We start from the raw sequence: 12,902 nt of genomic DNA, 5'->3' as shown, positions 1-12,902 counted from the left end.
TCGTTTCACCTCCTTTCAAGTAGTTTGTTTTCAAGATTCAATATGTTCGGTACCGCCTCACTGTCATATTGCTTCAATAACCCCATTCCGATGCCAGCCAGCCCGGTCATTAACCCTTTAGCTTCCGTTCCCCTTGATATACCATAATTCCACATTTTCTGTTTAACGATCTCCAACAATTGCGATCTGACAGATTCGATATAAACGTCCAGTTCACGATCCTGAAGTACTTGTTTGGCATAGAGGAGAATTTCTAATTGTCCAAAGTCACCGTGGCAGTAAGAGCGGTTATTACCAAATCCTTTGTGCAAAGTCGTTTCAAGCGCAACTTCAATTTCCCTGTCGAGCAAAGGATCCGTCCAGCCATTTTCCTTCAGGCGGAGCCTTGACAATAGTATTCCCGGAGCTCCATGACACCAGGCGTATGAGGATGTATCCCTTCCTGGCGTTCGCCAGTTTTTCTCCTTTTCATCATAAAATGTCCGCTCATATTCCAAGGCTTTCGATATATACGGAAGGATTGCTTTGTTTTCAGTCCAGTAATTGAGAGAGGAAAGAGCAGCAGCGGTACCTCCCGTACCATGCGAATAGCCTGTCAGAACTGAGCCGTCCAAGACAGAAGGCCAGCCCATTCCGCCGCTTTTCATTACACGACCGTGTTTCATTAGATGTTTTCCGCATGAAATAGCTCCCTTAACCGCTTGGATGCTTCCTGTTCGATGGAAAATACACAGCAGGATGTCAAGTGCTCCCGTAGCACCACCTATATAATCAAAGATTGTATCCTCGTTGATCATCGCGATATATCCTGGCAAGGCTTTTTCCACCTGTTGGTGAAGAGATGAATCATTCCAGAGTTCTGCAAGTAGGATGGTTGTAAACAGGTTTCCGCCTACACCGCTGTATGCCCCGAGGCTCCAAGTTGGATTTTCGCTGAATTTTTTCATATCATTTAGAATCGGAACAATTGCTTGTTCCGCCGCCTCTTTAAATCGTTGTTCACCTGTAAAATACGAGAGGTAAGCTAGAAAGAGGGCTATTCCGCTGTTGCCGTTATAAAGATCGAGTCCTACGGGAGAAATTTTCCATATCACTTCATTGTTTCCTTCCAGCACGGTACTGATCCAGGTAAGATCCTTTTTGTTCCTGTTCACCCCTTGTATTTTTGTCTTCAGTAAGTAATTTCCTATATCGACTGCCTGTTCTAGGAAATCTTCTTTAGCCGGAGCTGTCTTATTCCAGAATGGATCAATTTTCTCAACATCCGCATAATGATCTGCACTTGAGGCGAGCATGACCATATGCAAAACCTGTAGTTGCCCGTATAAGTCCTTTTCGTCAAGACTTCGTATCTTTTCCAAGACAAGGTCAAACGCAGGGGAAAGAAAGAAGTCTCTGATGACTCTTCCGTTTGAGCTCCATAAATGCCGCTCGCCCGGTCTGGTTGTGAATAAAGGGACATCATGGCGGCGTAAATCTTCCATTTCATCAATGATAATACTCTCCATTTTTGGAACCTGGAGGCACTTTAGCCACAGCCTGTGTAAAAAAACTTCCTGATCAACTGGATCTCGAAGCAAATCAGGATGGACTAGACTACGCAGGAATTCTCCATAGACCGCTGTTGGTCTTAAAATCGTCCTGACTCTGACTTGCTTGAATCCTTGCAACTGGCTGGTAAGCTCTACTTTGTTTGCAGCCATAAATCGGTAGACGGCCGTAAAGCCCTCGACAATTTCAGATAGATAATCGTGAAGATTCACGAACTTCCCATTATAGCTTGGCAGATTGAGGCCGGCTTCCAAAAAGGCTATCCCCTTTTTCAAATATGCCTGGTCAGTACCCTTATCGACAATTTGGGCCACTTCAAACGGGAGGCGCTGATTTCCTTTCCCTCCCAATCCACTTAAATCAACACCTGATTTATTCCGGTCCTTCCGCTGATAAAGCAAATTAGGTAGCATGCCGGAAGCCATAATCGATTTCGAGAGCATTTTATCGGCTTGTCCAAGAGCTTCTTTGCTGTAACTGTCATCGTAAATATTCTGATGAAACAATGATTCCATATCGACGAACACCGGGTGACCACCCATTGCAATGATATTTCCATAGTGAAAATCAGTTGCGTTCAACACATACAGTACAGCAAGTTGAGCGCCCATACGTTTATAAAAATCTTTGACTTCTTCGGCTGATTGGCAGGCTTTATATTGAATAAATTCCGTCCAACCATGATCATCTGCATTGACCACCTTCATTTTGTAGAAATTCGGAATATTGTTCTCCTGAGCATTTAGCCAAGATAGCAACTTCTGATATTGTTGGTCTGCGTCCAAGGGTCTTGGTTTATAGACGAGCGATTGGCCGCCTTCGAATTCCAAAATTGAAACACTTTTTCCATTGTCGTGTGTGTCCCCTTTACCAAGGTGAATCTTCCTTAATCTTCCTATTTTCGGGAAGGTTTTAATCAGCACGGGCCAGTCATTTTCTAGATGCTCAACAATATCCCTAATAAAGCTAACTGAGCTATTGACTTTGTGGATCAAAAGGGAGATGAGGCTCTGATACTCGCTTCCGAATGAGGATAGGAACTTTTTATCTGTCAAAATTTCATGTTCGAAATAGTCATACCGCTCTTCGGGGGTGCTGCCTTTCAGGAGTCCCTGCTCTCGGTATACATTCAGCTCAAGCACGAGGGTCTTGTGGCAGATAGAATAGATGTCGTCATTCATTTGTTCAAGCAAGTCTGAATATAACTCGTTTTCTGAAAAATCGAATGAATGGTTATGTATGTATAAAGTTTTAAGTTTGGAGAAAGCTAGTTTCAGGAAATGATCGATGAATGTACCGAACTTTTTATTTTGTTCCGTCTGGCGTGCCGGCAGAGGATCAAGCGCTCCCTTAAGGATTAAATCCCAATCATCAAACCAGGGATGAACATTTTCTACAGCACTCTTTTTGCCGCCAAACTTTAAGGCTAATATATGATCAATGTTTATTCCAGATATTTCATTTAGGCTTCTTTTCATATACTCTTCATTATTGTAGAAGAAACGGCTCCAAAATTTGATCTGCTCTAACCGCTCTGAATCCGTTCCCTTCAACATGCTGTCCATTGTTTCACTCCTAACCTTTTTCTGAATGAGATGCACACGGCCGGCAAAATGCCGGCCAGATTCAACTAATATCTTGTACTGAAGAGTACACCAGGAACCTTTATTACCTAATTGACAGCTGATGTTGCACCAAGCACAGCCGCCTGCAAGCATTTCCATTTCACTGTCTGACAGCTTGTCCATTAAATCACCCGCAGGGTTGGTCACTTGGCAGTTGTGTAATAGGATTTTTCCATGCTTCCAAATTTGAAGTTTTCCTACATCTCTTTATTAACATTATTTTTGTAGACAGTCGTTAATATCGGCTGGGTTTCATTTGCAGCTCCGTTGACATTCTTTTGTAAGAGTGCACCATTGACCTTTGTTACCTAATTGACAGCTGATGTTATACCACTCGCAGCCGCCTGCAAGCATTTCCATTTCACTGTCTGACAACTCGTCCATTAAGTCACCGGCAGGACTTACAATTTGGCTGTTCATACGTGCAACAGGATTTTTCCATGCTTCGATCTTTGACATTTTCCTTCACCTCTTAATTAATTTTGGGAGCTCAGCATTATTATAACAATAATTAGAATTGTTGGATTATTTTTGGGCTATTTTGGATTATTTCTTGTGCAAAATGCCCTATTTCAAAATTATTGTGTCCAATAAGTTAAATATTCGAAAATATCTATACATAAACTTTCCTTCTTTGTATAATTGAGATGAAATACCTAATATGTATATTTTAGGAGTGTTAGTAATGGATCTGCCAACCCAATTAATTGGAGGTATGCTTGAAACATTCTTGATTATAACGATTGGTATTTCGTTATTGAATGTCAGCTATAAAAACAAATTTTTCAGCCTGCTCTTAATCAGCCTTTACGGAAGCATTGTATTGTATCTGGTGAAAAGTTCTTTTCCTCCTCTGCTGTACCTTTCCATTATGGTTTTGGCGATCAGTTTACCGGTTTCGCTTTTTTTGAACCTCAGAATTCTGTTATCGATAATCGGCGTTTTATTGGGTGCTGTTTGTTTACTCGTATCCGAAGTGATTGGCTTCGCAATGTTAAGAGTTGCCGAGCCAGTTCTCAATGTAAAAGAGGGAAGCCTTGGTACGGCATTGCCCCATTTTTGTATCCTTTTATTCATGCTTTTCCTAATTCGAAAAAAGAGAGTGGTTTTAATTTCACCGAAGAAACAGGTGAAAGACTTGGACATAAAATTGTACATGATTTTGATACTGTCATTTTCTTTGCTGCTTCTATACTATTTCATCATCTATAAGAACCAAAAAGTAGAGGGCTTTATTAATCTTTTTTGGAGCATTGCCCTTGTTTCATTAACTTTTTTCACCTTGATTATCATGAGGCGCATTTTCTACAAAAACCTCCGTAACGCTGAGAATTCTTTAGAGGAACAATATGAGGAGGTTGGCAAATACATTCACTTCATAAAAAAACATAACCATGATCAGGGGCATCATCTTATCGCAATTCAACAAATGCTTAATAAAGGGCATTATGAAGAAACGAAACATTATCTAAGTGACGTGATGAAGGACTCCGCTTTAATCAGCGACATACTTCCTATCCATTCCATTGCGCTCAGCGCCCTGCTCCTTTCGTATAAGGATAAAGCCTTAAAGGAAGATATTCGTATTCACTATAAAATCAGCGATAGTCTGAGGGATTTTCCATGCAAGCTTTTTGAAACAAATAAAATATTTGGAAACCTGATCATGAATGCAGTGGAAGCCGTAAAAGAACTCGGTGATATTCCAGAACGGACAGTATATGTCCAGATTGATTCCGGAGAAGGTTACTACAGAATAGATGTAGGCAACTTTGGAGACGTAGAGCGGTTCGCTGAGGTGGTAGATCGGATTTTTGAAGAAGGATTTTCTACGAAAGGCAAGAAGGGAAGGGGATATGGCCTCCATATCGTTAAATCAGTCGTTGAGAAGCATCAAGGATTCATCTTTCCGGAGATCATCGATAGGATGATCGTCTTCAAAGTCAGGATTCCGAAGGAGTTAGGCGATGGTTAAGTTCACACCCAATTACTTGTCAAAAAAAATTTCGGAACAGATCATTTATTACAACCCTGATTTTCGTAGTAGGCAAGATAGCATACGATACGGGCTTGAGTGGATGCTTGCCGCCATCAATCAAATACTGCTGGTATTTATTATAGCTTGTTATTTTGACTGCGTGATACAAGCCATGGTCATCTTGTCGGCGGGCGGATTTTTGAGAATGTTTTCAGGGGGAAGCCACTTTAAAGGTTATTATTATTGTTTATTTTTCAGCACGTTTCAAATTATGGTGATCACGTACATATCCATAGAATTTGCTTTTCACTTCTCCCGGGGGATGAAATGGATGCTGATTGGCCTGATTGTCTTGTCATTTTTCATTTTCTTAAAAAAATCACCGAAACTGCATAAAAAGATGCAGGTATTCAGTCCTCAACAGAGAACAGAGATTAAATATAGGTCGATTTGCGTTTTTCTGGGTCTCATGCTGGTCAGCCTTTTGGTTGACAGCCAGCTTCAATACGGCATTTGGATCGCAATGATCATGCAAAGCATTACCTTGACTGACTCATGGCATAAAATCATCTTATCTTTTGATAAGAGGTTTAATAAAAAATAAAAGGGGACTAGGGAAATGGTGAAATTTATTACTTATTTGATTGGTGTATCCGCTTTGTTTTTCAATTCAATTACTTCACTAAGCAGCTGTTTCTGGTTTGCTTATGAACCGGAATTGCCTGAGGATTTAAAGAGTGACGATCATTGACGGTAAGAATATGCGTGATTGATGATGATCAAGATATTCTTGATTTTTTCAAAGAGGTTTCGGACAGCATCAGTCATGCTAGATTTGAATTAATCACAAGAGAAATAAGCGAGTTGATTTCCCACCTGGAGTCTGTGAATGAAGTCGATCTGGTCATTATCGATATCAATCTGAAGCAGTCAAGCGGTTTCGATTTAGCTGAATATCTGAAAGAGTATTATCCCAGTATCAGCATCATGTTCATGAGTTCCTACACAGAATACGCTCTGGATGGATATAAGTTTTATCCTATTGATTTTTTAGTCAAACCGATTAACATTTTAAGACTCAAATCAGCTGTAGAGCTTCTTCGAAATCATAAGGCTTTTTCAAAAAGAAACAATAAAAAGATAGGCATCAGTTCTAGCGGCAAAATTCATCTCGTAGATGTAGACAGCATTTTGTATATTGAAAAGGTGGGGAGAAAATCCTGCATAAATCTTGAAAATGGAAAGATCATTAAGTCAAGTCAATGTTTGATGACCCTTGAGGAAATGCTTAAAGGGAGCAACTTTTTTAGAACCCATCAGTCTTTCCTCGTTCCGTTGGATAAGATTGAGGAAATCATCCAAGACACCTACATGAAGTCGTATAATCTAAAAATTAAAAACTGCAAAAAGATTATCAATGTGAGCCGTAACAAATACCGTGAGCTCAAAGAACTTCTCACCGCGGTGATATAAAAGTAAAACTTTTACTTGATACAAGGCACGATGAATCGATTTAGCCAATCGATCATTGCGCCTTTATTTATGCTGCTGGACAGATGATTAAACAAGTATTGAAAATAAGAAAAGACTAAAAACTGATTTTCCTTTGCAGAACACTTTATGGATGGCGCGCATAAATGAGCTGAAACTAACCTCTCCTAATATTTTCGGCTTCTTCCTCCGTTTCCCTTCCTTAGAAAAGCATGATTTCCGGCTCCTGACTGCACAATACAAGGTAAAAAGGAGGCGGTTCTATGGGGACGGTCGTATCTTTTAACAATGAAAAACAAAAGAAGCAGATCAATTTGGAAAAAAAGCTTCTGCGCGAACTGTCTTTGGAAAAAATGCTGAATTCTGCGGAGGAATGCTTTGCTCCTCTTTTTCATTTTTTTTCTAAGCACACGGATATTTTGTATGACGGCTGCATCGATTTTGCCATTGAGGCCTATTTGCTGGGAGCCGAGTACGGAAAGTTCGGCTATCACGGAGAGCCCGTTCAACGAGCGATGGTCCGCTCAGAAAAAGAAGAAAAACAGCTTCTGCACGAGCTTTATGAATATGCGGTGAGCTGGTCTGAGGCTTTTAATATTCAAGCGGCTCATGAACCACTCTATTATGCTTGCGAATACTTCATCCAAAGCTGGTGGAAGGAAGGCTTCAGCGAGCGGGAAAGACGCTTTAAGCTTCGGCTCAGATAATTTATGTAAAAGTGCGGCCAAGCTGAATCATATTTCCTTTCCTTGTCCCATATGTTGTAGTAAGGACGAGCGGGAGGGAAAGGGATGAAGAAAAAAATAAAATGGCTCGGGTTTTTACTCGGCTTTGTCGTTTTATTATGTTTATTTCAATATCAATTTCACAATGATGATTCTTGGCGGTCATGGAATCTTCCGTTGAGCGGCAAGATCATTTATATTGATCCTGGACACGGGGGCGCGGATGGAGGAGCATCAAGCGGTGAACTCCTTGAAAAAGATGTGGCGCTTGAAGTATCCCTTAGAATCAGGGACTATCTCCAGGAACAGGGCGCCTTGGTGTTGCTGACGCGGGAGGACGATCATGATCTCGCTCCTGAAGAAACGAAGGGGCTCAGCAGAAGGAAAGCGGAAGACTTGCGGAAAAGGGTCGACGTGATCAACAATTCTGAAGCCGACCTTTACCTCAGCATCCATTTGAATGCGATTCCTTCCGCCCGATGGAGCGGTGCGCAAAGCTTCTTTTACGGGCAATATGAAGAAAACGAACGGGCCGCCAAGTTTATTCAGGATGAATTAAGACATAATCTTGAAAACACGACGCGGAAGGCAAAGCGGATACACGGCATTTATTTGATGCAAAATGTGAAAAAGCCGGGGGCCCTCGTCGAGATCGGATTTTTGTCAAATCCGAAAGAAGCAAAACAGCTGGCCAAGCCCAAATATCAGGACAAAATCGCGGCATCCGTATATAAAGGTGTATTGCGCTACTTTACAGAAGACAGAGACCCTCCTGAATAAGAGGGTTTCTTTTTGTGTCAAAGACACTATAAGGAAAGATATGCTATACTTATTTTGTAAACGAATACAACAAAGGGTGAGATCAATGTTGCGAGAAGACGATGTAAAAAAAATAGTCGGCGATTTGGACGAGCCATTTCTTCACAAGCCGCTCAGAGAGCTGGATGCCGTCAAGGAAATTAAAATAAAACCCGAAAAACGGCACGTCAGCGTAAAGGTGGCGCTCGCAAAAACGGGATCTGCCGAACAAATGCAGCTTCAGCAGGAAATCGTCATACGGTTAAAAGAAGCCGGTGCAGAGACGGTCGGCCTGCGTTTTGAGGAGCTGCCTGAAGAAGTTGTGATGAATAATCAAGAGTCTGCCCAAGGGCAGGATCAATCTCTGCTGAATAGTGAAAAACAGCCTGTGTTTTTAGCGGTGGCAAGCGGTAAAGGCGGCGTCGGCAAGTCGACGGTGTCCGTCAATTTGGCTGTGTCTCTGGCTCGAATCGGAAAGAAAGTCGGATTAATCGACGCCGATATTTACGGATTCAGCGTTCCGGATATGATGGGAATCACTGTACGGCCGACGATTGAAGGAGAAAAGGTCGTGCCGGTTGAAAGATTCGGAGTCAAAGTAATTTCGATGGGATTTTTTGTTGAAGACAATGCCCCTGTCATTTGGAGAGGCCCTATGCTTGGAAAAATGCTGAATAACTTCTTCCATGAGGTTGAATGGGGAGATGTCGATTATATTATCTTAGACCTGCCGCCGGGAACAGGCGATGTAGCGCTTGATGTTCACTCAATGCTTCCGAGCTGCAAAGAGGTGATCGTGTCGACGCCGCACCCTACTGCCGCGTTTGTCGCTGCAAGAGCGGGCGCGATGGCTTTGAAGACCGATCATGAAATCTTGGGAATCGTTGAAAATATGGCTTATTACGAAAGCGTCAAAACAGGCGAAAAAGAATACGTATTCGGCAAAGGCGGAGGCGAGAAGCTCGCAGAAGAACTCGGCGTTCCGATTCTGGGCAAAATTCCGCTGAAGCAGCCAGATTGGGATGACAGCGAATTCGCGCCGTCCGTTTATGATGAAAGTCATCCGACCGGTTCCATTTATTTGGATATCGCCAAAAAAATCGACGAAAGCATTGGCGTAAAAGCTTAAAGATCAGAAAAAGCTTCCTCCGCGGAAGAAGCTTTTAGTGAATGAAAAGCGGCTTAGCTTTGTTTTTCTTCGCCGCCTTTCATTTCTTCTTTCATGCTTTCAGAAGCAGCTTTTTTCAGTTCCTCTTCAAACTGCTTTCTGTAGAGCGGGCTTGACAGAGTGTCAGATATGACTTTCTGCAGGTGGGTTCGGAATTCCTGGCTTCTGACAAGTTCACCGTATTTTTTGGTCATTTCAGGATCCTGCATGACCTGCATCAGCATTTTTTGGTACTCAGGATCTTTCATCAGTTTTTTCAGCACTTTTTCATGTTCATTTTGAAGTGTTTTGGCAAAGCCTTCTGCGAATTTTGGATCTTCGAAGACTTTTTTCCAAAATTCAGCTCCTTTTTTGGAGGTCATTGTTTTTTCAACGGTTTCTTTGACGGTTTTTTCATCCATCACAAGTGTTTCATTTAATTTGTCATCATTTAATATTTCTTGAATCGCTTTTTTTCCGTCATCTGTCTTTAATATATCGACAACCATCTTTTTGGTTTGATCATAGTCCATCTCAGCTGCTTGGTCCGTGGGAGCACAAGCTGTTACAGATAGAAACAGAAAACAGCTTATCGATAGCATTGTGGTCTTGAACATGCTTAAGCTCCTTTCGAAAACTCGTCTTACCTTTAATATGAATGTCTTTTATAAATTTATACATAACAAAATATCGCTGCTACAGCGTTTACTTAGGGGTTGGGAAGTCTACAATGAAAAGCCGTAATCTCGTCCGATTTTTCTTTTCCGTGTTGGGTGTCGGAGCTTTGACTACAAGTATTGTCGGTTTTGCCATTGAGTGGGGAAGATATAAGGAGCTGTTTCTTTCCTTCGAGGTATTGGAGATTCTTTCTGTTCTATTTTGGTTTATCGGGGTTGGCATGATCTTTAGCGTGATTGCTCAAATGGGGTTTGTGATTTTCTTAACGATTCACCGTTTTGCACTGGAAATCTTCAGATCTCATTCTTTGTGGAATTCGATTCAGCTGTTTTTGATTGTATTTGTCGCGTTTGATTTGGTTTACTTGCGTTTTCTGTTTTTTGAAAAAGAGGGAGGCTCCATCATTCCGTATATTTGGCTGCCGCTCTTTATTTTGGCGGTAAGCATTGCGGCCGCTTATGCAAAGCAAAAACAGTCCTCTAAAAAAACGTTCGTTTCCGCATTATTTCTAATGTTTGTTTTTACTGTGATGGAGTGGTTCCCGGCGTTAAGGGTCAATGAAGAGGACTGGCTCTATTTAATGCTGCTTCCTTTATTAGCCTGCAACGCTTTTCAACTTTTAATGCTGCCAAAGTTTCAGGCCCGCGCTTAGACCGGTTGCTATTTTACTTCTGATGATTTTGCATCCGTATTTGCGATTAAATCGCTGACGGTTACATTTTTGAGTCCCTTGCTTCTGAGGTGGTGCACGATCTCAGGCAGGGCTTCTTTTGTTTGTTTGGCCGAATCTGAAGCGTGAAAGAGCACGATATCACCAGCGCTCACCGTTTCATTTACGTTTTGTACGATCTTTTGAACCCCCGGGTTCGTCCAGTCATCCGAATTAATACTGTAGTGAACGACGGTATAGCCGTACTGTTTAGCGACATCGAGTACGTCTTTATTAAACTGGCCGGTCGGCGGCCTTAAAAGCGTGAGGTCCTCAAGACCGAGTTTTTGAAAAGAGTTTTGTGCTTTTGTTAAGTCTTTTTTGATTTCGCTTTTCTTCATTTGCGAATAGTTTTTATAAGCATAGCCCATGCTCCCGATCTGATGACCGTCTTTACGGATTCTTTCCACGACATCCGGATGGCGCTCCGCCCATGAAGCTGAAAGAAAAAAGGTCGCATCTTTAATACCGTTTGCTTTTAATGTATCTAAAATAGGCATGGCCTTTTGATCTCCCCAGCTGATATTAAAGGTAAGAGCGACTTCGTTTGTATCTGAGTCTCCTCTATATACCGCTTTTGCTCCGCTTTCTGTAGAAAACACAGGAAGAGGGAGCAGGTTTTGTACATAAAAAAAGCTTGCTGTCGCAAAAGCGGCTATCATAATAATGATTAACTGCTTAATCCGTTTCATATGCCACACATAAAAATGGTTCACAGAGAAACTCCTCCTTGTCCATGCTGCTTTGTATTCATCCTATGCTTGTTTAAAATAGAACATAACAATAATTCATCTTAAGAAAAAAATTAAAAAGAGGGTTGACCAGATTTGAATTAACATGTTATATTATTATTCGTCGCTGATAAACAGCTGACATGAAAAAGCTCCAACAAATAATTTTGAAAAAAGTTATTGACAAATATGTGGGCTTGATGTTATATTATTAAAGCCGCTGAACGAAGCGGAAATGATCTTTGAAAACTAAACAAGACAAACGTACCTGTTAATTCATTAAATAAATCGCACATGCGAATGTGCGTAGTCATTATCAAACTTCATGGAGAGTTTGATCCTGGCTCAGGACGAACGCTGGCGGCGTGCCTAATACATGCAAGTCGAGCGGACCGACGGGAGCTTGCTCCCTTAGGTCAGCGGCGGACGGGTGAGTAACACGTGGGTAACCTGCCTGTAAGACTGGGATAACTCCGGGAAACCGGGGCTAATACCGGATGCTTGATTGAACCGCATGGTTTAATTATAAAAGGTGGCTTTTAGCTACCACTTACAGATGGACCCGCGGCGCATTAGCTAGTTGGTGAGGTAACGGCTCACCAAGGCAACGATGCGTAGCCGACCTGAGAGGGTGATCGGCCACACTGGGACTGAGACACGGCCCAGACTCCTACGGGAGGCAGCAGTAGGGAATCTTCCGCAATGGACGAAAGTCTGACGGAGCAACGCCGCGTGAGTGATGAAGGTTTTCGGATCGTAAAACTCTGTTGTTAGGGAAGAACAAGTACCGTTCGAATAGGGCGGTACCTTGACGGTACCTAACCAGAAAGCCACGGCTAACTACGTGCCAGCAGCCGCGGTAATACGTAGGTGGCAAGCGTTGTCCGGAATTATTGGGCGTAAAGCGCGCGCAGGCGGTTTCTTAAGTCTGATGTGAAAGCCCCCGGCTCAACCGGGGAGGGTCATTGGAAACTGGGGAACTTGAGTGCAGAAGAGGAGAGTGGAATTCCACGTGTAGCGGTGAAATGCGTAGAGATGTGGAGGAACACCAGTGGCGAAGGCGACTCTCTGGTCTGTAACTGACGCTGAGGCGCGAAAGCGTGGGGAGCGAACAGGATTAGATACCCTGGTAGTCCACGCCGTAAACGATGAGTGCTAAGTGTTAGAGGGTTTCCGCCCTTTAGTGCTGCAGCAAACGCATTAAGCACTCCGCCTGGGGAGTACGGTCGCAAGACTGAAACTCAAAGGAATTGACGGGGGCCCGCACAAGCGGTGGAGCATGTGGTTTAATTCGAAGCAACGCGAAGAACCTTACCAGGTCTTGACATCCTCTGACAACCCTAGAGATAGGGCTTCCCCTTCGGGGGCAGAGTGACAGGTGGTGCATGGTTGTCGTCAGCTCGTGTCGTGAGATGTTGGGTTAAGTCCCGCAACGAGCGCAACCCTTGATCTTAGTTGCCAGCATTCAG

At 42.6% G+C, this 12,902-nt stretch carries 12 protein-coding genes and 1 rRNA gene (1 of these 13 cut by a window edge); 9 read left to right on the top strand and 4 right to left on the bottom strand.

Going from position 1 to position 12,902, the window contains the following annotated elements; translation table 11 throughout:
* Window positions 1-5: 5 nt before the first annotated feature.
* Together lanM and M1D90_RS21340 are read right to left on the bottom strand one after the other, a co-directional pair.
* A complete protein-coding gene (gene lanM, locus M1D90_RS21345; RefSeq protein ID WP_020449897.1) occupies window positions 6-3,299 on the bottom strand; it encodes a type 2 lanthipeptide synthetase LanM in 3,294 nt (1,097 codons plus the stop codon).
* Window positions 3,300-3,428: 129 nt separating this feature from the next.
* Window positions 3,429-3,635 carry a plantaricin C family lantibiotic gene (locus M1D90_RS21340; protein ID WP_020449898.1) on the bottom strand — a complete coding sequence of 69 codons (207 nt, stop codon included), beginning with the start codon at window positions 3,633-3,635 and terminating at the stop codon, window positions 3,429-3,431.
* Between the two features lie 202 nt (window positions 3,636-3,837).
* Between M1D90_RS21340 and M1D90_RS21335 the strand changes: the two genes are divergently transcribed.
* The 7 genes from M1D90_RS21335 (at window position 3,838) to M1D90_RS21305 (ending at window position 9,297) form a co-directional block, all read left to right on the top strand.
* A complete protein-coding gene (locus M1D90_RS21335) occupies window positions 3,838-5,151 on the top strand; it encodes a sensor histidine kinase (protein WP_080624145.1) in 1,314 nt (437 codons plus the stop codon).
* Window positions 5,144-5,758, top strand: a complete 615-nt coding sequence (locus M1D90_RS21330) for an accessory gene regulator ArgB-like protein (protein ID WP_020449900.1) — start codon at window positions 5,144-5,146, stop codon at window positions 5,756-5,758. The genes M1D90_RS21335 and M1D90_RS21330 overlap by 8 nt, the downstream gene beginning before the upstream one ends.
* 15 nt (window positions 5,759-5,773) lie before the next feature.
* Window positions 5,774-5,905, top strand: coding sequence for a cyclic lactone autoinducer peptide (locus M1D90_RS21325; RefSeq protein WP_006640358.1), 132 nt, complete (start codon window positions 5,774-5,776; stop codon window positions 5,903-5,905).
* Complete coding sequence (locus tag M1D90_RS21320) at window positions 5,902-6,627, top strand: LytR/AlgR family response regulator transcription factor (RefSeq protein ID WP_006640359.1); 726 nt, start codon at window positions 5,902-5,904, stop codon at window positions 6,625-6,627. Before M1D90_RS21325 ends, M1D90_RS21320 begins: the two co-directional genes overlap by 4 nt.
* A gap of 281 nt (window positions 6,628-6,908) precedes the next feature.
* On the top strand, window positions 6,909-7,352 hold the full coding sequence (locus tag M1D90_RS21315; protein WP_020449901.1) for a YbaK family protein: 444 nt from the start codon (window positions 6,909-6,911) through the stop codon (window positions 7,350-7,352).
* An 84-nt stretch (window positions 7,353-7,436) separates the two neighbouring features.
* Window positions 7,437-8,150 carry an N-acetylmuramoyl-L-alanine amidase CwlD gene (cwlD, locus tag M1D90_RS21310; RefSeq protein WP_020449902.1) on the top strand — a complete coding sequence of 238 codons (714 nt, stop codon included), beginning with the start codon at window positions 7,437-7,439 and terminating at the stop codon, window positions 8,148-8,150.
* A gap of 85 nt (window positions 8,151-8,235) precedes the next feature.
* The gene (locus tag M1D90_RS21305; RefSeq protein WP_065643136.1) at window positions 8,236-9,297 is read left to right on the top strand and encodes an Mrp/NBP35 family ATP-binding protein; all 1,062 of its coding nucleotides are present in this window, start codon (window positions 8,236-8,238) and stop codon (window positions 9,295-9,297) included.
* Window positions 9,298-9,350: 53 nt separating this feature from the next.
* Here M1D90_RS21305 and gerD read toward each other — a convergent pair whose 3' ends face one another.
* Window positions 9,351-9,932, bottom strand: coding sequence for a spore germination lipoprotein GerD (gene gerD / locus M1D90_RS21300; protein ID WP_065643135.1), 582 nt, complete (start codon window positions 9,930-9,932; stop codon window positions 9,351-9,353).
* A gap of 113 nt (window positions 9,933-10,045) precedes the next feature.
* Here gerD and M1D90_RS21295 point away from each other — a divergent pair, with 113 nt between their 5' ends.
* Complete coding sequence (locus M1D90_RS21295) at window positions 10,046-10,645, top strand: KinB-signaling pathway activation protein (protein WP_020449905.1); 600 nt, start codon at window positions 10,046-10,048, stop codon at window positions 10,643-10,645.
* Window positions 10,646-10,653: 8 nt separating this feature from the next.
* Here the strand turns inward: M1D90_RS21295 and pdaB are convergent, their stop codons facing one another.
* Window positions 10,654-11,418 (bottom strand): polysaccharide deacetylase family sporulation protein PdaB, encoded by a 765-nt coding sequence (gene pdaB, locus M1D90_RS21290; protein WP_020449906.1) that lies wholly within the window; start codon window positions 11,416-11,418, stop codon window positions 10,654-10,656.
* Window positions 11,419-11,755: 337 nt separating this feature from the next.
* Here pdaB and M1D90_RS21285 point away from each other — a divergent pair.
* Window positions 11,756-12,902: ribosomal RNA gene (locus M1D90_RS21285) — 16S ribosomal RNA — on the top strand (it continues 403 nt past the right edge of the window).

Source organism: Bacillus sp. JZ34, assembly GCF_053903205.1.
Note: the sequence above shows the minus strand (reverse complement) of the source record. Positions and strands in the feature narration are given on the sequence as shown.